General features: G+C 63.2%; 18 protein-coding genes. 7 read left to right on the forward strand and 11 right to left on the reverse strand.

Going from position 1 to position 22,617, the window contains the following annotated elements; translation table 11 throughout:
- Positions 1-193 precede the first annotated feature (193 nt).
- Entirely contained in the window at positions 194-556 is a 363-nt protein-coding gene (locus PVE35_RS20325; protein WP_268178893.1) for an MGMT family protein, read from the forward strand.
- A gap of 42 nt (positions 557-598) precedes the next feature.
- Positions 599-2,398 (forward strand): AmpG family muropeptide MFS transporter, encoded by a 1,800-nt coding sequence (locus PVE35_RS20330; RefSeq protein WP_277372806.1) that lies wholly within the window; start codon positions 599-601, stop codon positions 2,396-2,398.
- A 687-nt stretch (positions 2,399-3,085) separates the two neighbouring features.
- Here the strand turns inward: PVE35_RS20330 and PVE35_RS20335 are convergent.
- Both PVE35_RS20335 and PVE35_RS20340 read right to left on the reverse strand, forming a co-directional pair.
- Positions 3,086-3,913 (reverse strand): mechanosensitive ion channel domain-containing protein, encoded by an 828-nt coding sequence (locus PVE35_RS20335; RefSeq protein WP_277372807.1) that lies wholly within the window; start codon positions 3,911-3,913, stop codon positions 3,086-3,088.
- A gap of 102 nt (positions 3,914-4,015) precedes the next feature.
- A complete protein-coding gene (locus PVE35_RS20340) occupies positions 4,016-4,495 on the reverse strand; it encodes a YajQ family cyclic di-GMP-binding protein (RefSeq protein ID WP_003459380.1) in 480 nt (159 codons plus the stop codon).
- A 136-nt stretch (positions 4,496-4,631) separates the two neighbouring features.
- Here PVE35_RS20340 and PVE35_RS20345 point away from each other — a divergent pair, with 136 nt between their 5' ends.
- The 4 genes from PVE35_RS20345 to PVE35_RS20360 all read left to right on the forward strand — a co-directional run bounded on the left by PVE35_RS20345 (position 4,632) and on the right by PVE35_RS20360 (position 9,219).
- Positions 4,632-5,594, forward strand: a complete 963-nt coding sequence (locus PVE35_RS20345) for a response regulator (protein WP_268178896.1) — start codon at positions 4,632-4,634, stop codon at positions 5,592-5,594.
- Positions 5,591-6,502 (forward strand): putative 2-dehydropantoate 2-reductase, encoded by a 912-nt coding sequence (locus tag PVE35_RS20350; RefSeq protein WP_277372808.1) that lies wholly within the window; start codon positions 5,591-5,593, stop codon positions 6,500-6,502. Before PVE35_RS20345 ends, PVE35_RS20350 begins: the two co-directional genes overlap by 4 nt.
- A 116-nt stretch (positions 6,503-6,618) precedes the next feature.
- A complete protein-coding gene (locus PVE35_RS20355) occupies positions 6,619-8,640 on the forward strand; it encodes an ATP-binding protein (RefSeq protein ID WP_268178898.1) in 2,022 nt (673 codons plus the stop codon).
- A 3-nt stretch (positions 8,641-8,643) separates the two neighbouring features.
- Positions 8,644-9,219 carry a cob(I)yrinic acid a,c-diamide adenosyltransferase gene (locus PVE35_RS20360; protein WP_277372809.1) on the forward strand — a complete coding sequence of 192 codons (576 nt, stop codon included), beginning with the start codon at positions 8,644-8,646 and terminating at the stop codon, positions 9,217-9,219.
- 96 nt (positions 9,220-9,315) lie between these two features.
- On the opposite strand, the gene PVE35_RS20365 is transcribed toward PVE35_RS20360, so the two are convergent.
- The 5 genes from PVE35_RS20365 to PVE35_RS20385 all read right to left on the reverse strand — a co-directional run bounded on the left by PVE35_RS20365 (position 9,316) and on the right by PVE35_RS20385 (position 16,554).
- Positions 9,316-10,263, reverse strand: coding sequence for a Nudix family hydrolase (locus PVE35_RS20365; RefSeq protein ID WP_277372810.1), 948 nt, complete (start codon positions 10,261-10,263; stop codon positions 9,316-9,318).
- On the reverse strand, positions 10,260-10,892 hold the full coding sequence (locus tag PVE35_RS20370; RefSeq protein ID WP_277372811.1) for a glutathione S-transferase family protein: 633 nt from the start codon (positions 10,890-10,892) through the stop codon (positions 10,260-10,262). The genes PVE35_RS20365 and PVE35_RS20370 overlap by 4 nt, the downstream gene beginning before the upstream one ends.
- A 262-nt stretch (positions 10,893-11,154) precedes the next feature.
- A complete protein-coding gene (gene argJ, locus PVE35_RS20375) occupies positions 11,155-12,372 on the reverse strand; it encodes a bifunctional glutamate N-acetyltransferase/amino-acid acetyltransferase ArgJ (RefSeq protein WP_277372812.1) in 1,218 nt (405 codons plus the stop codon).
- A 282-nt stretch (positions 12,373-12,654) separates the two neighbouring features.
- Complete coding sequence (gene secA, locus PVE35_RS20380; protein ID WP_277372813.1) at positions 12,655-15,390, reverse strand: preprotein translocase subunit SecA; 2,736 nt, start codon at positions 15,388-15,390, stop codon at positions 12,655-12,657.
- 243 nt (positions 15,391-15,633) lie between these two features.
- Entirely contained in the window at positions 15,634-16,554 is a 921-nt protein-coding gene (locus PVE35_RS20385; RefSeq protein WP_268178904.1) for a M23 family metallopeptidase, read from the reverse strand.
- 78 nt (positions 16,555-16,632) lie between these two features.
- On the opposite strand from PVE35_RS20385, the gene PVE35_RS20390 reads away from it, so the two are divergent.
- The gene (locus PVE35_RS20390; RefSeq protein ID WP_268178905.1) at positions 16,633-17,088 is read left to right on the forward strand and encodes a DciA family protein; all 456 of its coding nucleotides are present in this window, start codon (positions 16,633-16,635) and stop codon (positions 17,086-17,088) included.
- Between the two features lie 1,136 nt (positions 17,089-18,224).
- On the opposite strand, the gene lpxC is transcribed toward PVE35_RS20390, so the two are convergent.
- The 4 genes from lpxC to PVE35_RS20410 form a co-directional block, all read right to left on the reverse strand.
- The gene (gene lpxC, locus PVE35_RS20395; protein ID WP_268178906.1) at positions 18,225-19,136 is read right to left on the reverse strand and encodes a UDP-3-O-acyl-N-acetylglucosamine deacetylase; all 912 of its coding nucleotides are present in this window, start codon (positions 19,134-19,136) and stop codon (positions 18,225-18,227) included.
- Positions 19,137-19,247: 111 nt separating this feature from the next.
- Positions 19,248-20,441 (reverse strand): cell division protein FtsZ, encoded by a 1,194-nt coding sequence (gene ftsZ / locus PVE35_RS20400; protein WP_268178907.1) that lies wholly within the window; start codon positions 20,439-20,441, stop codon positions 19,248-19,250.
- A 45-nt stretch (positions 20,442-20,486) separates the two neighbouring features.
- Positions 20,487-21,734 (reverse strand): cell division protein FtsA, encoded by a 1,248-nt coding sequence (gene ftsA / locus PVE35_RS20405; RefSeq protein WP_268178908.1) that lies wholly within the window; start codon positions 21,732-21,734, stop codon positions 20,487-20,489.
- A gap of 16 nt (positions 21,735-21,750) precedes the next feature.
- Positions 21,751-22,617, reverse strand: a complete 867-nt coding sequence (locus tag PVE35_RS20410; protein ID WP_268178909.1) for a cell division protein FtsQ/DivIB — start codon at positions 22,615-22,617, stop codon at positions 21,751-21,753.

Genomic DNA, 22,617 nt, shown 5'->3' on the forward strand with positions numbered 1-22,617 from the left:
CAATCAGCTCGGTTGGGCGAAAAGCCGGGGATTATGCGGATACCCGGCAGCAGAGCAAGAGCTGACCGACGTAGCGCAGCAGAGTTCAGCACCGCCCGCCCAATGGCAGTGTCGAATGCGCGGCACCGTGCAGAGTATGATCGAAGCGCAATCCCTCCGAGACGAGCGCATCTGCGCCCTGTGAGCGCCCCACATGACAGGACGAGAACACATCCAGGAGTTGGGCATCGCCAACCCCGACACTCGCCGCGAAGCCCTGTACCTGGCACTGGCGCAGATTCCCCCTGGACGAGTGATCAGCTATGGCGAACTGGCGGCGCTGGCAGGGCTCGGGCGCGCCGCGCGCTGGGTCGGACGCACCCTCAGCCAACTGCCGGAAGGCACACGCCTGCCCTGGCACCGCGTGATCGCTGCTGGCGGGCGCCTCAGCCTACCGGCCGGCAGCGCCTCCGGTGCCGAACAACGCGCCCGCCTGCGCGCCGAGGGCATCAGCATACTGAACGAACGGGTGGATATGCGTCGTCATGGCTGGCGCCCGATGGAGCACAGCAGTTAGAGTGCGCTACCGATCCGCTGACCCAGCCCTGATTCGAGTCTGATGCCACGCAAATCCTGGCGAGAAGCTCTCGCTACCTATGCCAACCCCGCCACGCTGGCGTTATTGCTCCTGGGCTTCGCCGCCGGCCTGCCCTACATGCTGGTGTTCTCCACCCTTTCGGTCTGGCTGCGCGAGGCCGGCGTGGCGCGCGAGACCATCGGCTTCGCCAGCCTGATCGGCCTGGCCTATGCCTTCAAGTGGGTGTGGGCGCCGATGCTCGACCAATGGCGCCTGCCGCTGCTCGGCAAACTCGGCCGCCGCCGCTCCTGGCTGGTACTGTCGCAGGGCCTGGTCGCCATCGGCCTGGTCGGCATGGCCAACTTCGACCCGCAGACGCACCTGTCCTGGCTGATCGCACTGGCCGTGCTGGTGGCCTTCGCCTCGGCCACTCAGGATATCGCCGTCGACGCCTACCGTCTGGAAATTCTCGGCGACGAGCATCAGGCCGCCCTGGCCGCCGCCTACATGACTGGCTACCGGGTCGCCGCCCTGCTGGCCACGGCCGGCGCCCTGTACTTCGCCGAAGGCTTCGGCTCCACCGCGCAGAGCTACCAATTCAGCGCCTGGACCGGCACCTACCTGGTGTTCGCCCTGCTCATGCTACCGGGCCTGCTGACCTCGATCTGGATGCGCGAGCCAGCGGCTCCGCCACATATCCACGCAGCGCCACCCAAGCACGGTTTCTTCCACCAGTTGCTGTCGATCCTGGCAGTGATCGTACTGGTGATTTCCGTGCCGACCCTGTTCATCCAGTTCTACCAGAGCGACTTGGTGCCGATGCTGCTGGGCGACGTCAGCGCCCAGGAGCTGCTGTACAACGACCGCGCCTTCCTGCGCGCCATGCTCTACACCACCCTGGCCTGCGTCTGCGCCTCGGGGTTGTTCTGGGGTGGTCTGGCGCCGGTGCTGAAGACGGCGGCGGCCAAATACGGCTTCTTCCACCAGTTGCTCTCGGTGCTGCTGCTGATCATCCTGCTGATCTCGGTGCCGGCGATGCTCACGCAGTTCTACGAAAGTGATCTGGGCCTGGTGTTCCAGGGCCAGATGAGCCTGCAGGAGCTGCTGTACTACGACCGCGCCTTCCTCCGTGCCCTGCTCTATACCCTGCTCACCGGGCTGTCGATTTCCAGCCTGTTCTGGGGCGGCATGGCGCCGGTGCTGACGCCGGTCAACGACTTCATCCTGCGCTACCGCTGGCAGGCCCTGCTGCTGCTGACGCTGATCGCCACCTATCGCCTGTCGGATACGGTGATGGGGGTGATGGCCAACGTGTTCTACATTGACCAGGGCTTCACCAAGGAGCAGATCGCCAGCGTCAGCAAGGTCTTCGGCCTGATCATGACCCTGCTCGGCGCCGGCGCCGGAGGCCTGTTGATCGTGCGCTTCGGCATCATGCCGATCCTCTTCCTCGGCGCCCTGGCCTCGGCGGCGACCAACCTGCTGTTCATGGCCCTGGTGGGCATGGGCGCCCACCTGCAGATGCTGGTGGTGACCATCAGTTGCGACAACTTCAGTGCCGGCCTGGCCACCTCGGCCTTCGTCGCCTACCTGTCGAGCCTGACCAACCTCAAGTTCTCCGCCACCCAGTACGCCCTGCTCAGCTCCATCATGCTGCTGCTGCCCAGGTTGATCGGCGGCTACTCGGGGGTCATGGTGGAGAAACTGGGTTATGCCCACTTCTTCCTGGCCACTGCGCTGTTGGGTATTCCCACGCTCATCCTCATCGTCCTGCAGTGGCGCCGCGACCAGCAGGCGCCCAGCCAGCCGAGCGACACGCCCGACCTTGTAGAGAAAACCTGAGCTCGAAATGACAAGCGTCAGATGAAGCCCCTTGGAAGATTTGTGCGTTGTCTTGCTTTGGTGTTCTTGACGCTACTTCGTTTTTTTTAGGTATTCCGGGTTTCGCCCCCTCGGGCGCCTGAAATTATCGGTTCGATTCGACGACCACAGTCGTTCGCTGTTGCTCTTGCCAGAGTATTCCGAGCTCCACCTGAGTTACCGCAGGTTCAGGCGCGTGCAGAGCCCGCCCAGGAGGGTGAACGGAATCGTCGTGGAAGAGGTTGAGCGACATGGATGTCGCGACGACTGCATGGATGCAGGAGGTAGAGCGACGCAGGATGCCAAAGCCGAGAGCCACGATGGCCGGGGCCGCCTAGGTAGGGATGGCCCACCGTGGCGGGCCTCTGGAGCGGCGATGGAGTGAAACGTAGCGAAGCGGAGTAACAGCCGAAGGCTGGCCCGTAGGGCGAGCGAAGCGAGTAACGAACCCTCGCGCAGCGAGGGCCGGATGATCGGGCGGAGGGTTTTGGTTACTTTTGCCCGTCAAAAGTGACTCGCCCGGGAGGGCGAAACGAGAGCCATCAGCGAAACGCCGATAAACAGCTTAAAGACTAAAACAACCAGTCACACAACCTTGCCCACCCCGAAAACAAAAAATCCGATGCCAGAACCTGACATCGGATTTTCGAGGAAGCCCCAGCAGGGTCTTCAGTCGGCCTTGGCCATATGCACCACACGCTGCGGGAAGGGAATACCGATACCGGCAGCGGTCAGGCGCTCCTTGGCCAGTTCGATGAACTCGAAGGTCACCGGCCAGAAGTCACCGGTGTTGACCCACACGCGCAGCGACAGGTTCACCGCGTTGTCGCCCAGTCCGGTGACGAACACCACCGGGGCCGGATCGCGGTGCACGCGCGGGTCGTTGGCGATCTCCAGCAGCACTTCGCGGGCACGCTTGATGTCGCTGGAGTAATCGATACCGACGACGATCTCGGCACGGCGTGTGGCCTCGCGCGAGTAGTTGGTGATGTGGCCATTGGACAGCGAGCCATTGGGCACGATCACCACCTTGTTGTCGGCGGTCTTCAGCGTGGTGTGGAAGATATGGATGCTGTCGACGCTGCCCGACACACCCTGGGCCTCGATCCAGTCACCAGCGCGGAACGGGCGGAACAGCATGATCAGAACGCCACCGGCGAAGTTCGCCAGGCTGCCCTGCAAGGCCAGACCGATGGCAAGACCGGCCGCACCGATCATGGCGATGAAGGAGGTGGTCTCCACGCCGATCATCGAAGCCACGCTGATCAGCAGCAGAATGCGCAGGATGATACTGACCAGGCTACCGATGAAACTGCTCAGGGCGCGGTCGACCTTGCGCGCCTCGAGCAGGCGGCCGACGTTGCTGGTCAGTTTGCCGATCAGCCACCAGCCGATCAGCAGGGTGAACAGTGCCAGGGTCAGCTTGCCGCTGTACTCCAGCACCACGGGCAGCCAGGCTTCGGACAGCTTGACCAGTTCATCGACGTTCATCTCCATGGGGTGCTCCTGTTTCCCGTACATGAAACGAAACCGCCATGGCAGGCCATGGCGGTCAAAGTGCTATCAACCTAGAGTGCGATAGCGAAGCGGCGCAAAGGTTCAATCGCGGAAGTTGTTGTACTGCAGCGGCATGCCGAACTCGTGACCACGCAACAAGGCGATGGCTTCCTGCAGATCGTCACGCTTCTTGCCGGTGACACGCACCTGCTCGCCCTGAATGGCGGCCTGCACCTTGAGCTTGGCATCCTTGATGTGAGCGACGATCTTCTTCGCCAGCTCCTTGTCGATGCCTTCGCGGAAAGTGACTTCCTGCTTCATCACCTTGCCCGAGGCATAGGGCTCCTTGGTCTCCATGCACTGGCAGTCGATCTTGCGCTTGATCAGGCTGCTGCGCACGATGTCGAGCATCTGCTCGAGCATGAATTCGGCTTCGGCGGTCAAGGTCAGCGCCTTGTCCTTGCTCTCGATGCTGCACTTGCCGCGCAGATCGAAACGACGGTCGAGTTCCTTGATGGCGTTGTCGACCGCATTGGTCAGTTCGTGTTTGTCCAGTTCCGACACCACGTCGAACGAAGGCATGAGTAAGCTCCTGATGGACGGCGCGATCCGCTTCACGGAGGGAGCACGCCTGACTTGACGATAACTGTAGCCGGCTCATTATACCCGGACTGATTATCGCCGTTTGGCGTCCTTCCTTCTGCCGTGAGCCAGCCCCATGCCCAACCCCCATCTCAGCATTCTGGTGGTGGACGACGCCAAGTTTTCCAGTGCCATGATCGGTCGCGCGCTCGCCCAGGCCGGTTATCAGGACGTGCGCTTCGCCAGCAGCGCCGCCGAAGCCCTGCAGCAACTGGAGCAGCGCCCGGCCAGTGTGCTCCTGGCCGATTGGCTGATGCCGGAAATGGACGGCCTGGCGCTGACCACCCGGGTACGCCAACTGGACGAAACCGCCGATCACTACACCTACGTCATCCTGCTCACCGGCAAGGAAGGCGAGAACGTGCTCGGCGAAGCCTTCGACCGTGGTGTCGACGATTTCATCAGCAAGGCGGCGATGAACGAGCAACTGGTGCCGCGCGTGTATGCCGCTGACCGTCTGTGCAATACCCTGCAGCGCCTGCTGCAGGAAAACCGCATGCTCACCCAGAGCGTCGCCAGCCTGGAACGGCGCAATCTGGTGGATCCGCTTACCGGCCTGGGTAACCTGCGCTATCTGCGCCAGAAGATGACCGACAGCCTGCGCCAGATCGAATCGCGCGGCGGCGCCCTGTGCTACCTGCTGATCGGTCTGCAGGAGGTGGAGCAACTGCGCAGCAAGCATGGCGAGCGCTTCTACAACGAACTGATCCACGGCGTAGCCCGACGCCTGCAGCAACTGGTGCGCCCGCTCGACGTATTGAGCCGCCTGGACGGCAACCACTTCGGCCTGCTGACCCTGCTCGAAGACCTCCACGAGTGCTCACCGAGCAGCTTCAAGCGCTTGCACGAGGGACTCAACCTCAAGGCCTTCAAGACCAGCGAGGGCTTCATCACGCTGAAGGCCGGCATCAGCCTGGTAGGCCTGGATGCCAAGGCACTGCCACTGGAGGCCGACAACCTGATGCAACATGCCGAGAAGGCGCTGCCCGACGCCTATGCCAGCGGCCGGGTCGCCGCCACGCGCCTGCCGCTGGCATGAGCTGGCACGTACTCGGCGCCGGCAGCCTGGGCACCCTGTGGGCCACCCGCCTGGCCCGCGTCGGCCTGCCCGTACGCCTGATCCTGCGCGACCGCCAACGCCTCACCGCGTTCGTGCAGGCCGGTGGCCTGACCCTGGTCGAGCAAGGCCAGGTGCAACGCCATGCCATAGGCGCCGAGCTGGCCGATGCCGAGACGCCAATCCAGCGCCTGCTGTTGGCCTGCAAGGCTTACGATGCCGAAGCGGCGATCCTCGAAGTACTGCCGCGCCTGCAGCCTGACGCCGAGATCCTCCTGCTGCAGAACGGCCTCGGCAGTCAGGACGCCGTGGCGCGCCATCTGCCGACTCAACGCTGCCTGTTCCTCTCCAGTACCGAAGGCGCCTTTCGCCAGGCAGATTTCCAGGTGGTGTTCGCCGGCGCCGGGCATACCTGGCTGGGCGACCCGCAGGATGCCAGTCCGCCCGCCTGCCTGGCCGATCTGCAGGCCGCCGACATCCCCCATCAGTGGAGCCCGGACATCCTCGGCCGGCTGTGGCGCAAGCTGGCACTGAACTGCGCGATCAACCCGCTGACCGTGCTGCATGATTGCCGCAACGGCGGCCTGCACGAGCATGCCGACGAAGTCGCCGGCCTGTGCCAGGAACTCAGCGAGCTGCTGCAGCAATGCGGCCAGGCAGCCGCCGCCGAGCAGTTGCACGAAGAGGTGCTGCGCGTCATCGACGCCACCGCCGCCAACTACTCATCCATGCATCAGGACGTGACGCAGGGGCGCCGTACCGAGATCAGCTACCTGCTCGGCTACGCCTGCACCGCAGCCCGGCAGCAGGATCTGCACCTGCCACGGCTCGAAGCCCTGCTGCAACGGCTGCGTGCCCACCTGGCCAAACGCGGCCTGCCCCTGGATTAGGGGCTGTTGCCGTTTCGACGCGAGCCGCATTGCTGCGCCAAATGGCAACAGACCCTAGATGGCAATGACGACGCGAGCGCGCTAACCTGCCAGTTCGCCCGACGACGCCCCCAGCCATGACCCTGCGCCAGCACCTCGAAAACCTGCCCGTCGGCCGCAAGCTGCTCGCGGCCTTGCTCGTACTGCTCAGTGCGGTGCTGCTGATCGCCAACCTGGCCTTCATCAGCGCGGCCTACTGGATCACCCAGCAGAGCATGGCACCACAAGCCCTGCACACCCTCGGCCGGCTGATCGCCAGCCCGGCGCTGAGTGGTGAGGCGCTGCACTCGGCAAACTCGGCGCAAGCCGTGCTGCGTCGCCTGGACGACTATGCGCCGCTGCGCGCGGCGGTGATCTACGACAGCAATGGCGACAGCCTGGCGCAACTGCAACGCGGCGAGAAACTGAAACTGCCACAACACCTCGGCGAACTGGAAAGCTGGCGGGAAACGGCCTTTCGCACCAACCTGCTGGTGGAGCTGCCGCACCCCAGCGGCCGCCCGGGCGCCCTGCTGCTGGTGGCCTCCAGCGAGCTGCCCGGCGCCTTCTACACCGGCACCCTGACCGCCAGCCTGGCGATCCTGGCGCTGAGCGTGGCGCTGTGGTTCCTGGTAGCGCGGCAGATCCGCCGCCTGGTGACCAAACCCATCCGTCGCCTGGAAGAACTCTCGCGCCAGGTCACCCGCGAGGAAAACTACGCCCTGCGCGCCCAGCGTGGCCACAAGGACGAGATCGGCAGCCTGGCCGACGCCTTCAATACCATGCTGATGCGCATGGAGGCGCGCGAACAACAGCTCAAGCGCGCGCGCGACGATGCCCAGCAGGCCTTCGATCAGGCGCAGAGCCTGGCCGAGGAAACCCGCCACTCCAACCGCAAGCTGGAACTGGAAGTGCAGGTGCGCAGCAAGATCGAGAAGAAACTCACCGGCTTCCAGAACTACCTCAACAGCATCATCGACTCCATGCCCTCGGCGCTCATCGCCCTCGACGAGCAGCTCTACGTCACCCAATGGAACCAGGAGGCCAGCGCGCTTTCCGGCACCCCCATGAACGAGGCGCTGAATCAGCCGGTGTTCCTCGCCTTCCCCCTGCTCAAACCCTTTTTGCCGCAACTCAAGCGCACCGCCGAGCAGCTACGAGTGGAAAAGATCGAGCGCATCACCTGGCCCAAGGACGATGAACCACGCTACTACGCCCTGACGTTCTACCCGCTAATGGGCGGCATTGGCCATGGCGTGGTCATTCGCATCGACGACATCACCCAGCGCCTGTCCCTGGAAGAAATGATGGTGCAATCGGAAAAGATGCTTTCGGTCGGCGGCCTGGCCGCCGGCATGGCGCACGAAATCAACAACCCGCTCGGCGCCATCCTGCACAACGTGCAGAACATCCGCAGGCGCCTGTCGCCGGAGCTGGAAAAGAACCTGGAGCAAGCCGAACAGACGGGCGTGAGTCTGCAGGCCATCGACCAGTATCTGCAGGCGCGGGACATCCCGAGACTGCTCGACGGTATCCAGCAGGCAGGCCAGCGTGCGGCCAAGATCGTCAGCCACATGCTCAGTTTCAGCCGTCGCAGCGACCGGCAACTAGCCCCTTGCGATCTGCCCGGATTGATCGACCAGGCCCTGGAGATCGCCGGCAACGACTTCGACCTGGCCGATCGCTTCGACTTCAAGACCCTGCAGATCGTCCGCGACTTCGACCCGCACCTGGGCCCGGTACCGGCCACCGCCAACGAACTGGAACAGGTGCTGCTCAACCTGTTGAAGAACGCCGCCCAGGCCATTCACCAGGTCGAGCAGCGCAGCGAACCGGGGCGCATCACCCTGCGTACACGTCAGGTCGGGCATTGGGCGGAGATACAGGTAGAAGACAACGGTACCGGCATGAGCGAGGCCACCCGCAAGCGCATCTTCGAGCCCTTCTTCACCACCAAGGAGGTCGGCCAGGGCACCGGCCTGGGCCTGGCCGTGTCGTATTTCATCATCACCAACAACCACAAGGGGCAGATGGAAGTGCACTCGCGCCAGGGCCAGGGTACCTGCTTCACCCTGCGCCTGCCCCTGAATGCTCCTCACGACAGCAGTACAGGACTCTGAACCATGGGTTACCGCCTTTCCAAGATCTACACACGTACAGGCGACAAGGGCGAAACCGGCCTCGCCGACGGCCGCCGGGTCGGCAAGGATCACCCACGCATCGAAGCCATCGGCGAGCTGGATACCCTCAACAGCCAGTTGGGGCTGTTGCTGGCCGAGCTGGCCGAGGCGACAGCGCAATACCCGGCGCTGAATGAGCTGATCGAGGTGCTCGGCCCCTGCCAGCACCGCCTGTTCGACCTCGGTGGCGAACTGGCGATGCCCGAGTACCAGGCATTGCAACCTGGCGAAGTGGAGCGCCTGGAGGCGGTGATCGACCGCTGGAACGAAGAGGTCGGGCCGCTGGAGAACTTCATTCTGCCAGCTGGCTCGCGACTGATTGCTCAGGCCCACGTCTGCCGCAGTTTCGCCCGCAGCGCCGAGCGCCGCTGCCAGCACCTCAACGCCGTCGAGCCGCTGCGCGCCGCAGGCCTGGCTTACATCAACCGGCTCTCCGACCTGCTGTTCGTCGCCGCACGCCTGATTGCCAGGCGCCAGGGCATCGACGAAGTCCTATGGAAAGCCGCAGACAAACCGTAGAAGCGATTACGCCCGGCACGCCAGGCCTGTAGGAGCGAATTCATTCGCGATCATCACGGCCTCGGCGCCAACCGCTCTTCGCGGATAAATCCGCTCCTACCGAGCGTGCGGCCAGAACGCGCGGATGCCCGCCACCCCCTGGGCGCCAACCTGCCAGGCACGCTCGATATCCGTCGGGCCGACGCCACCGAGCAGGTATGTCGGCAGATTGCAGGCCAACAGCATCTCGCGGGCTGCCTCCCAGCCCAAAGGCTGCGCCTCGGGGTGAGTGGCGGTCGCCTGCAACGGGGAGAGGGTGACGAAGTCCACCCCCATCTGCGCCGCCAGGGCCAGCTCCTCGGCGCTGTGGCAGGACGCAGCCAGCCAACGCTGCTCAGGGAAGGGTCGGCCACCGGCGGCATACTTGCGCAACTGCTCGGCTGTCAGATGCCAGCCGGCTGCCGGGAAATCCCCCAGCCACTCCAGCGGCCCCTTGAGCATCAGTTGCGCCTTGCCGGCACACAGGCCCTGCACGTCCACCGCCAGGTCACGGTACTGTGCATCGAACATCTTCGGCGCGCGCAACTGGATCAGCCGCACGCCTTCTGCCAAGGCACTGCGCACCCCGGTCAGCAACTCGCCCGGCTCCAGCCCATCGGGGGTGATCAGGTAGCGCTCGGGCAAGCGTGCCGCTGCCACTATGGGTTTGTTGGCCGCGGGAAATTCGTACTCCAGCAACTGCCGCTCGCTGACCCAGGCCAGCGGCTGACCTTCGGCGCCGTGCGGTTCGCCGGTGAAGGCCGTGACTTCCCAGACATCCAGCAATACCTGCTTGTCGGGGTAGTCATGGCGAATCTGGATCAGCGGACGCGCCGCCGTGGGGCGAATGGCCAGCTCCTCCTCCAGCTCACGGGCCAGAGCGAGGCTCACCGCCTCGCCCTCCTCCACCTTGCCGCCGGGAAACTCCCACAGGCCGCCCTGGTGTTTGTCCTGCGGACGTTTGGCGATCAGGATGCGACCATCGACACCCCGAATCACCGCCGCTGCGACATGTACACGCTTCACCCCTTTATCTCCTGCAACGCTGCCTGGTACCAGCGTTGGAAGGCCGGCCAGCGGTAGATGGTTTCGACATAGGCCGCTGCTGTCTCCGGCAGCGCCACCCGATAGCTGCGCAAACGCGCCGCAACCGGCGCGTAGAAGGCATCGGCGATGCTGGCCTGGCCGAACAGGTAGTCACCCTGATCGGCGAAACGTTCGCGGCAGTCAGCCCAGATCGCACACACGCGCTCGATATCGGCCTTGGCATCCGCCGGAATCTCGGCCAATGCCTGGTCACGGGCCAGATCCATCGGCAGGTGGCTGCGCAAGGCGACGAAACCGCTGTGCATTTCCGCACAGACGCTGCGTGCCAAGGCCCTGGCAGCAACGTCCCGGGGCCACAGCCCGGCCTCGGGAAAATGTTCGGCCAGGTACTCGGCAATCGCCAGTGAGTCCCACACCGGGCCATGCTCGGTGAGCAGCACCGGCACCTTGCCCGCCGGCGAATGGCTGAGCAGGCGGGCGCGACTGTCAGGCTGGTAAAGCCGCACCCGCACCTCATCGCAGGCAGCCCCCGCCAGCTCGACGACCAGCGCCGCACGCAACGACCAGGAAGAGTAATTCTTGTCGCCCACCACCAATTGCAAAGCCATTTCGCGCCCCTGTCAGATGAAAGTCCTGATTCGACGTTAAAAGTCCGCCGCCGCAATAGCAAATTCCCGCGCCTCATGGGGTCATGAGGCGCGGGAATGGCAGAGCAGCTGCAAGCTGCAAGCTGCAAGCTGCAAGCTGCAAGCTGCAAGCTGCAAGCTGCAAGCTGCAAGCTGCAAGCTGCAAGCGAAGGGCGATTCCGACTTCAGTGTCAAGTATCCAGGCGTTTACTTGCAGCTTATGGCTTGCAGCTTGTAGCTGCTTTTAAGTCCGGTATTCGGCGTTGATCTTGACGTATTCGTGAGACAGGTCGGTGGTCCAGATGGTTTCGCTGCAGTCGCCACAGCCCAGCTCGATGCGGATGGTGATTTCCTCGCGGGCCATTACCGCCGCGCCCTGCTCCTCGGTGTAGGTGATGGCACGGCAGCCCTTGCTGGCGATGCAGACCTCGCCGAGGAAGACGTCGATCTTGCTCACGTCCAGTTGCGGCACGCCGGCATAGCCCACAGCGGCGAGGATGCGCCCCCAGTTAGGGTCAGAGGCGAACAGCGCGGTCTTGATCAGCGGCGAGTGGGCCACGGCGTAGGCCACGTCCAGGCACTCCTGATGAGTGCTGCCGCCATTGACCTGCACGGTGACGAACTTGGTCGCGCCTTCACCATCGCGGACGATGGCCTGCGCCACTTCCATGAACACCTCGAACACCGCCTGCTTGAGCTTGGCGAACAGCTCGCCACTGGCCTCGGCGATTTCCGGCAGTGCGGCCTGACCGGTGGCGATCAACATGCAGCAGTCGTTGGTGGAGGTGTCACCGTCGATGGTGATGCGGTTGAACGACTTGTTCGCCGCGTCGCGTACCAGATCCTGCAGCACGCCCTGGGCGACCTTGGCGTCGGTGGCGATGTAGCCGAGCATGGTGGCCATGTTCGGGCGGATCATCCCGGCGCCCTTGCTGATGCCGGTGACGGTGATGGTGATGCCATCGTGCTGGAACTGACGGCTGGCGCCCTTGGGCAGGGTGTCGGTGGTCATGATGCCGGTGGCGGCCGCTTCCCAGTTGTCGGTTCTGAGATCATCCAGCGCCGCTTGCAGAGCGGACTCGATCTTCTCCACCGGCAGCGGCTCGCCGATCACCCCAGTGGAGAACGGCAGCACGGCGCTCTCCGCCACGCCGGTCAGCTCGGCCAGGCGCGCGCAGGCACGGCGTGCGCGGGCCAGGCCATCGTCGCCAGTACCGGCGTTGGCGTTGCCGGTGTTGGTCAGCAGGTAACGCACCTCACCCCCCAGGCGCTCACGAGTGAGCAGCACGGGCGCGGCGCAGAAGGCATTGGTGGTGGTCACCCCGGCGATGCGCGAACCTTCGGCGCAGCGCATCACTACCACATCCTTGCGCCCGGGACGCTTGATGCCGGCCGAGGCGATGCCCAGCTCGAAACCGGGAACCGGGTGCAGGGTAGACAGCGGGCCAAGACCAACAGCCATGAGATGCGCTCCTTCAAGTATGCGGTGATCGCCTCGGCGACCGGATGAGATGGTAAAACGCCGCGAGCGGCTAAGAGACCATTCAGAATCTTGCGAGCTAGAGCCATGCGAGGAAAAAGCAAGCGAGGAAGCGCAGTTTACGAGCTGTAAATGAGCATTCCGAGCTTGCTTTTGACAAAGCATGGCCGACGCGCAGCAGATTATGGATAGTCTCTGGCCGTTCGCGGCGTTGTCAGGGCGCTGGCAGCATAGCCGAAGCGCCCGCTACTGCAAGTGGCGCGATCAGCCGATCTGACCGTGGCAGTGCTTGTACTTCTTGCCCGAGCCACAGGGGCAGGGCTCGTTGCGGCCGACCTTCTGCTCGGCGCGCACCGGGGCGGTAGCGACTGCGACATCGCCCTCCTCGGCGGCACCTTCGGTAGCGGCCAGGGCCGAGGCGTCGGCGTGCTGGAACTGCATGCGCTCGGCCATGGCCTCGGCTTCGCGGCGCAGACGGGCCTCTTCCTCGGCCGGGTCTTCGCGGCGTACCTGCACGTGGCAGAGCACGCGGATGGTGTCGCGCTTGATGGAATCCAGCAGTTCCTGGAACAGGGTGAAGGACTCGCGCTTGTATTCCTGCTTGGGGTTCTTCTGCGCATAACCACGCAGGTGAATGCCGTGACGCAGGTGATCCATGGTGGACAGGTGATCCTTCCACAGGTCATCCAGCACGCGCAGCAGGATCTGCTTCTCGAAGGTACGCAGGGCTTCGGCGCTGGCCTGGGTTTCCTTCTCGTTGTAGGCGGCGATCAGCTCGGCGAGGATGCGCTCGCGCAGAGTCTCTTCGTACAGCTTGTCGTCTTCGTCCAGCCACTGCTGGATCGGCAGCTTGAGACCGAAGTCGCTCTGCAGGGTGGATTCCAGGCCAGCGACATCCCACTGCTCGGGCATCGACTGCGGCGGAATGTGGCCGTTGATGGCAGCGGTCAGCACTTCCTCGCGGAACTCGGCGATGGTGTCACCCACGTTCTCGGCCGCCAGCAGGCTGTTGCGCATGTGATAGATCACCTTGCGCTGCTCGTTGGCCACATCGTCGAATTCCAGCAGTTGCTTGCGCATGTCGAAGTTGCGGCCCTCGACCTTGCGTTGCGCCTTCTCGATGGCGTTGGTCACCATGCGGTGTTCGATGGCCTCGCCGGACTGCATGCCAAGGGCCTTCATGAAGTTCTTCACCCGGTCGGAGGCGAAGATGCGCATCAGGTTGTCTTCCAGCGACAGATAGAAGCGGCTGGAACCCGGGTCACCCTGGCGGCCGGCACGACCGCGCAACTGGTTGTCGATACGCCGCGATTCATGACGCTCGGAGGCAATCACATGCAGGCCGCCGGCCTCGATCACCTGCTGGTGACGCTTCTGCCATTCGGCCTTGATCTGCGCGATCTGCTCGTCGGTGGGGTTTTCCAACGCGGCGACTTCCACTTCCCAGTTACCACCGAGGAGGATGTCGGTACCACGACCGGCCATGTTGGTGGCGATGGTCAGTGCCCCCGGACGACCGGCCTGGGCGATGATCTCGGCTTCCTTGTCGTGGAACTTGGCGTTGAGCACCTTGTGCTCGATGCCTTCCTTGTTCAGCAACTGGCTGACGTACTCGGAAGTCTCGATGGTCGCGGTGCCGACCAAAATTGGCCGGCCCTGGGCCTGGCAGTCCTTGATGTCGGCGATGATGGCTTGGTACTTCTCTTCCTGGGTCAGGTAGACCAGGTCATTGAAATCCTTGCGCGCGACCGGCTTGTTGGTCGGAATCACCATCACGTCCAGACCGTAGATCTGGCGGAACTCGAAGGCCTCGGTATCGGCGGTGCCGGTCATGCCGGAGAGCTTGGTGTACAGACGGAAGTAGTTCTGGAAGGTGGTCGAGGCCAGGGTCTGGCTCTCGGCCTGGATGTTCACCCCTTCCTTGGCCTCGATGGCCTGGTGCAGGCCCTCGGACAGGCGGCGGCCCGGCATGGTACGGCCGGTGTGCTCGTCGATCAGGATGACCTGGCCGTTCTGCACGATGTACTCGACGTTGCGGTGGAACAGCGTGTGCGCACGCAGGCCGGCATAGACGTGAGTCAGCAGACCGAGGTTGTGCGCCGAGTAGAGGCTCTCCCCCTCGGCCAGCAGACCGACTGCGGTGAGCATTTCTTCGACCTGCTGGTGGCCGGCTTCGTTGAGCTCGACCTGACGCGATTTCTCATCGACCTTGTAGTGCCCTTCCTGGGTCACCACGCCTTCCTCCTCCTCGATGTGCTGCTTGAGGCGCGGAATCAGCTTGTTGATCTCGATGTACAGCTTGGAGCTGTCTTCGGCCTGACCGGAGATGATCAGCGGAGTACGGGCTTCGTCGATGAGGATGGAATCGACTTCGTCGATCACGGCGAAATTCAGCTCGCGCTGGAACTTGTCTTCCAGACTGAAGGCCATGTTGTCGCGCAGGTAGTCGAAGCCGAACTCGTTGTTGGTGCCGTAGGTGATATCGGCAGCGTAGGCAGCGCGTTTCTCTTCCGGCGGCTGGAAGGGAGTGACGATGCCCACGGAGAGGCCGAGGAACTCGTACAAGGGACGCATCCAGTTGGCGTCGCGGCGTGCCAGGTATTCGTTGACCGTGACCACGTGCACGCCCTTGCCGGAGAGTGCGTTGAGGTAGACGGCCAGAGTGCCCACCAGGGTCTTGCCCTCGCCGGTACGCATCTCGGCGATCTTGCCTTCGTGCAGGGTCATGCCACCGATCAGCTGCACATCGAAGTGGCGCATGCCCATCACCCGCTTGCCAGCCTCACGAGCCACGGCGAAGGCTTCGGGCAACAATTGATCGAGGGTTTCGCCCTTGGCCAGACGGGCCTTGAACTCTTCGGTCTTGCCCCGCAGTTGCTCGTCCGAGAGCGCGATCATCTGCTCTTCCAGGGCGTTCACGGACTGCACCGCTTTGAGCATGCGTTTGACTTCACGCTCATTCTTGCTTCCGAAAAGTTTTTTCAACAAAGGCGCAAACATATCGGCAGGGTCTTCCGGCGAAATGGATGGAGGTCGGCGCAAATCGCGACCTGGCAGCCAGCATGGCTGCTGGACGAAGGGAGCATTCTACCCGGAAAAACCCGGGAGGAAAGTGACGTTCTCAGCTCGCTACAGGCATCGACCGAGGTACGCCACACCGCCTCGGTAGCGCCGAGGCGAGTGATCACGGGGTTCTAGATGGGGGCGCGCAAGGAGAATTCAAGGTCGTGACAGGGCAAGGCATCACTCGACACCGCTGTTACGGGCGATGTACAGCGCCGGGTTGACCGCACGGCCGTTCTTGGTCACCTCGAAATGCACGTGCGAGCCAGTGGAACGCCCGGTGCTGCCCACCTTGGCGATGGTCTGGCCACGCTGCACCAGATCGCCAACCTGCACGACGTTACCGCGGTTGTGCGCGTAGAGGGTGGTGTAGCCGTCGGAGTGGCTGATCTCCACGACATTGCCGTAACCCGATTTGCGCCCGGCGAAGGTCACCACGCCTGCTGCCACGGCCACCACATCGCTGCCGGGCTTGGCGGCGAAGTCGATGCCCTTGTGCACGCTGACCCGTCCGGTCAGCGGATGCACCCGCCGGCCGAAGGGCGAAGAGATGTAGCCCTGCAGCACGGGCCGCCCGGAGAGGGTTTCCGCCTCATTCAGGCGACGCTCGCCAAGCAGTTGTTCAAGTACTTCCAGTTGTTGTTCGCGGCTATCCACGCGCAGCGCCAGTTCATCGAGTGCAGTCATGAAAGGCGGCGGCGCATAAACCGAAGCGCCGAGCGAATCCTCGGCACCACCCTGACCGACATCGAGAGAGAAGTCGAACTCGCTGGAGTCGAGGTCGGCCAGCTCGGTGAGACGCTCACCCAGGGCATCGAGACGGGTCAGGCGGGCCTGCAGCTCGGCCACGTGCGCGGCGAAGGCGTCCAGTTGGCGCTGAGCATCCTCGCGCACCGCACCAACCTGCTGGCGCTGCTGATCGAGCGCCGCGGCCAAGCGGCTGTCGGACAGCGGCTCGGCGGTCAGCCACTTGGCGCCCAACGCGGCACCTGCCGCCAGGCTCGACAGCACCGCCAATACGGCAGCCAGCGCCAGCCAGCGCAGATTGATATGAATGGATCTGGCCGAACCCTGTCGACCATTGAGCAAGATGATGTGCATGGCTTCCCCTAATGACGGAGGATCAGCCGATGGAGGGTTCTGCTACCATGGCGACTCCGTAACTCAAGGCTTCCTGCCATGTCGTTCCGTCCCTTGCCGGCCCAGGCACCCGCTACGCTGTTACGCGAAGCCAAGCCCCTGAAAGCGCTGTTCGATGAGGCCCAACGCCTCGCGCATCTGCAGCGTCTTGTCGAAAGCCAGCTACAACCTGCCGCCCGGGAACACTGTCATGTCGCGTCCTGGCGAGGCGGTTGTCTGTTGTTGATCGTGACCGATGGCCACTGGGCAACACGATTGCGCTACCAGCAACGCCGACTGCAGAGGCAGCTACAGCTACTGGAAGAGTTCGCGACCTTAACGAAAATACTGTTCAAGGTGCAACCACAAAGCGGACATAATCGTGGAACTCGTCACGCCCCTTACCTGTCAAAGGGCGCCGCGCAAGGTATCCAGACCAGCGCCGAAGGCATCAGTGACCCCAGACTGCGCGCGGCTCTCGAGCGGCTGGCCAGTCATGTCCGTGAAGACGAATGAGGCTGTTGCCGCTCGTCGGCAAATTTGACGTCAAATCGCCATCAGGCACCGGATTGATCTGATTGAGGCCGACTGGCCATGGCTAGTGGCCTGATTTCGTTATGGTCAGGGGTCGGTTCATGCTGGGCTGGCGAGCTTGTGTTGGTTGTTCTTGTGCCTGTTCCGGATTGCCGCGTTTTCGTTGATGTTTTTGGTTTCGCCCTCCCGGGCGAATCACTTTTGGGGCAAAAGTAACCAAAACCTCCGCCCTTTCATCCGGCCCTCGCTACGCGAGGGTTCGCTCACTCCATCGCCGTTCCAGAGGCCCGACCGGATGCGGCCCACCGACGAAGGGCCATCCCTGGCCCATCGCGGCTCTCGGCTTTGGCATCCTGCGTCGCTCTACCTTCTGCATCCATGCAGTCGTCGCGGCATCCATGCCGCTCAACCTCTTCCACGACGATTCCGTTCGCCCTCCTGGGCGGGCTCTGCACGCGCCTGAACCTGCGGTAACCCAGAATTAGCGTGGAGTGCTTGAACATGGGTCAGCCTTAAGGCTGACCAGGATGCCGGCTGGAAGCCGGCAAGCTGTTCACTGCATGAAATTGCGCGAATGAAACTATTGGTTTAATTCGACAGCCACGTCGTGGTTCCACTGTTACCAGAACACGCCGAGCATTCTTTGGAATGCCGGTTCGTTCAGGCGCGCGAATGGCCCCTTCAGGAGGGTGAGTGGAATCGTTGCGCAGAGGGGCGAGCCGCAGGGACGCGGCGAGAGGCGTAATGAGCCAGGGATGACCCATGTACGCAGACCCTCGGAGCGACGATGGAGCGAAACGTAGCGAAGCGGAGTAACAGCCGGAGGCTGGCCCGAAGGGCGAGCGAAGCGAGTAACGAACCCCGGCGCAGCAGGGCGGGGGCGCCTAGCTCGGGTGGCGGGGCCAAGCCTTTTTGCCTTCTTTTGTGGCGTTTGACAAAAGAAGGTCGCCGGGGGGGGGCGAAACGGGATATATCAGCTAAACGCCGATAAGCAGCTTGAACACCAAAACACACAATTGCCAGTCCGATGTAAAGATTGGCCTTCCCGAAACTCCGCAAAGAATCATAAAAAAAGGCCACCCGAAGGTGGCCTCAAATAAAGCTGGAAAGAGAGTTTTTTACACCGCCGCAGCCGGGCGCATGTAGGAGATCGGCGCGAGTGTGGCGTCCTCGAAGGTCACCATTTCCCAGGCATCGGTCTGCTCGATCAGCGTACGCAGCAAACGGTTGTTCAGTGCGTGACCGGACTTGAAGCCCTTGAACTCGCCGATCAGGCTGTTACCCAACAGGTACAGGTCACCGATGGCATCGAGAATCTTGTGTTTGACGAATTCGTCCTCGTACCGCAGGCCGTCTTCGTTCAATACGCGATACTCGTCGACCACGATGGCGTTTTCCACGCTGCCACCGAGTGCCAGGTTCTGCGAACGCAGGAACTCGATGTCACGCATGAAGCCAAAGGTGCGGGCCCGGCTGACTTCCTTGACGAAAGAGGTGCTGGAGAAATCCACACTGGCGCTCTGCGTGCGATTGCGGAACACAGGGTGATCGAAATCGATCTCGAAGCTCACCTTGAAGCCATCGAAAGGCACGAAGGTGGCGCGCTTGTCGCCCTCCTCCACCGTGACCTCACGCAGGATGCGGATGAACTTCTTCGGCGCGTCCTGCTCCTGCAGGCCAGCCGATTGAATCAGGAATACGAAGGGACCAGCGCTACCATCCATGATCGGCACTTCGGATGCGGAGAGCTCGACGTAGGCGTTATCGATGCCCAGGCCTGCCATGGCCGAAAGCAGGTGCTCTACCGTATCTACCTTGACATCACCGTTGATCAATGTGGTCGACATGGTGGTTTCGCCGACGTTCCCGGCCAGTGCGCGGATTTCCACGACAGGGTCGAGATCGGTGCGACGAAACACGATGCCGGTATCCACCGGAGCCGGCTTCAGGGTCAGGTAAACCTTTTCCCCCGAATGCAGGCCAACGCCGGTGGCACGGATGATGTTCTTCAGGGTGCGTTGTCTGATCATGGCTTGGCCGCTATATCGCTAGTTGCGAACTGTTTTCAACAATGGTCGGGGATGATAGCAGAACCGACCTTTGCTGAACACCAATCACCTTCATACTCCTGATACATTCCATCAATCGGCCTGACGACGCAGGAAAGCCGGAATATCCAGGTAATCGAGATCGTCCTGGGTATTGAGCTTGGCTGCAGTGGCCGCACCACTATGACTCTGACGCTGTACGGTCGGGCGCTCGTAGTCCTTGTAGTTGACCGACTGCTCGCCGCGCGGCTGGGTCACGGGCTGCTGGGCAACCGGCTGGCTGGCAGCGACCTGCACGGTATTGTCGACCACCTTGACCGGCTTCTCCATGCGCGCACCGAGGCCGGTAGCGACCACGGTGACGTGCAGTTCGTCGCGCATGTCGGCGTCGATCACGGTACCCACCTTGACGGTGGCGTGCTCGGAGGCGAACTGCTCGATGATGTTACCCACGTCGGAGTATTCACCCAAGGACAGATCCGGGCCGGCGGTGATGTTCACCAGGATGCCACGGGCGCCCTGCAGGTTGACGTCTTCCAGCAGCGGGTTGCGGATGGCCGCTTCGGTGGCTTCACGCGCACGGTTCGGACCGCTGGCGCAGCCAGTGCCCATCATGGCCATGCCCATCTCGCTCATCACGGTCTTCACGTCGGCGAAGTCGACGTTGATCATGCCCGGACGCTTGATGATGTCGGAGATACCGCGCACGGCACCAGCCAGTACGTCGTCAGCCTTGGCGAAGGCGGACAGCAGGCTGGCGTCCTTGCCGAGGATGGTCAGCAGCTTCTCGTTGGGAATGGTGATCAGCGAGTCGACGCTCTCGGCCAGCGCGCGGATGCCTTCATCGGCGATCTGCATGCGCTTGCGACCCTCGAAGGGGAACGGACGGGTCACCACCGCAACGGTGAGGATGCCCAGCTCCTTGGCCACTTCGGCGATCACCGGGGCAGCGCCGGTACCGGTACCGCCGCCCATGCCGGTGGTGATGAACACCATGTCGGTGCCCTGCAGGACTTCGGCGATGCGCTCACGGTCTTCCAGCGCGGCCTGACGACCGACCTCCGGATTGGCGCCAGCGCCCAGGCCTTTGGTCACGCCTGGGCCGAGCTGCAGCACGGTGCGCGCACCGATGTTCTTCAAGGCCTGCGCATCGGTGTTGGCGCAGATGAACTCGACGCCCTCGATGTTGCTGACCGCCATGTGATTGACCGCGTTACCGCCGCCACCACCGACACCGATGACCTTGATCACCGCGCTTTGTGGAACGTTATCTACCAGTTCAAACATGATCTCTCTCCTTCCCTTCTAGTTGTGTAACGCCTACTGCAAAAATCAGAAATTGCCTTGTACCCAGCGCTTGATGCGCTCGAATACCGGGGTCTTGCCTTCGTCCTGATAAGGACTGCCAACCGACATGGAAATGCCGTCGTGCTGCTTCTGCAGCCCGTACAACAGCAAGCCCACACCAGTGGAATAGATCGGGTTGCGCACCACATCGGCCATGCCCTTGACGCTATGTGGCACGCCTAAGCGCACCGGCATGTGGAAGATCTCCTCGGCCAGCTCTACTGCGCCTTCCATCTTCGCCGTGCCACCGGTCATGACGATGCCGGCGGGAATCAGGTCTTCGTAACCGCTGCGACGCAGCTCGGCCTGGATCAGGGTGAACAGCTCGTCGTAACGCGGCTCGACCACCTCGGCCAGGGACTGGCGCGAGAGGTCGCGCGGCGGACGATCACCGACGCTGGGCACCTTGATGGTTTCGCCGGCGCCGGCCAGCTTGGCCAGGGCGCAGGCATAGCGGATCTTGATTTCCTCGGCGTACTGGGTCGGCGTACGCAGGGCCATGGCGATGTCGTTGGTGACCTGGTCGCCGGCAATAGGAATGACCGCGGTGTGGCGAATGGCGCCCTCGGTGAAGATGGCGATGTCGGTGGTACCACCGCCAATGTCCACCAGGCACACGCCCAGTTCCTTCTCGTCCTCGGTCAGTACCGAGTAGGCCGAGGCGAGCTGCTCGAGGATGATGTCGTCAACTTCCAGGCCGCAGCGGCGCACGCATTTTTCGATGTTCTGCGCGGCGTTCACCGCGCAGGTGACCACATGCACCTTGGCCTCCAGGCGCACGCCGGACATGCCAAGCGGCTCGCGCACGCCTTCCTGGTTGTCGATCACGTAGTCCTGCGCCAGGGTGTGCAGCACCCGCTGGTCGGCCGGAATGGCCACGGCCTGGGCGGCGTCGAGCACGCGCTCGATATCCGCGCCACTGACCTCACGGTCGCGAATGGCGACGATGCCATGGCTGTTGAGGCTACGGATATGGTTGCCAGCCACGCCGACGAAGGCCGAGTGGATACGGCAGCCGGCCATCAGTTGCGCCTCTTCCACGGCGCGCTGGATCGATGCCACGGTGGACTCGATATTGACCACCACGCCCTTCTTCAGCCCGCGCGACGGATGAGTGCCGATGCCGACGATTTCCAGTTGGCCATCGGCCGTCACCTCGCCCACCAGCGCCACTACCTTGGAGGTGCCGATGTCCAGGCCGACGATCATCTTGCCGCTTTGCGCGCTACTCATAGTGTCCTGCCTCTTCTCAATTCACTTTCTGCTCGGCCGTGGCCGGCTCCACCGGCTCACGCCAGGCCACGGCCAGGCCGTTGGCATAACGCAGGTCGATGCGCGCGATGTTCGCGCTCTGTTCCTTCAATTCGCGTTCGTAGATGGCGGCGAACCGACGCATCTTCTCCACCACATGGTCGCGCCCCAGGAGTATCTCGATGCGCTGCCCGCTGGCATTCTCGGTGGCCGAGAGGTACCAGCTACCACGCTCGCGCAACTGCAGCCCGACCACGGTGAACCCCATGGGGCGCAGCAACTGGCTGAGCATCTGGTACTGCTGCATCACCTGCGGCTGCGCCCGCTTGGGACCGGACAGTTGCGGCAGGTGCTGATAGTTGTTCAGCTCCTGCGGGGCGAAGGCCTGGCCCTGGTTGTTGAGCAGCGCCTCGTCGCCCCAGCGGGCGATGGGCAGTTGTTCTTCCAGGCGCACATCGATCTGATCCGGCCATACCCGGCGCACTTCGGCATGGGCGATCCAGGGCATGCGCTCCAGTTCCTCGCGCATGCTGCGCAGATCGACGCTGAAGAAGCTGCCCTGGGTAAAAGGCGCGATGCGCCGCTGCACCGCGTCCTGGCTGACATAAGCCAGATCGCCCTGCACACTGATGCGCGCGATCGGCCGATCCATGTAAGGCAGCAAACGTTGTGCGCCTTCGTAGGCACCGAAGCCGAGGCCAACCAGCAACAACGGCCAGGCCAGACGGGTAACCCAGGAGAAGTCCGCCTTGGGCAGGCGCAGACGCACCGGCTCCTTGGCCACCAGACGGCTGGCGCCACGCGGCACGGGCTTGCCGCGTAGCGGAGCCCTCAGCGAATCCTGATGACGCACGGCGGTGACCAT

Origin of the sequence: Pseudomonas sp. AA-38 (genome assembly GCF_029457475.1) — a bacterium.
Classification (GTDB): Bacteria; Pseudomonadota; Gammaproteobacteria; order Pseudomonadales; family Pseudomonadaceae; genus Aquipseudomonas.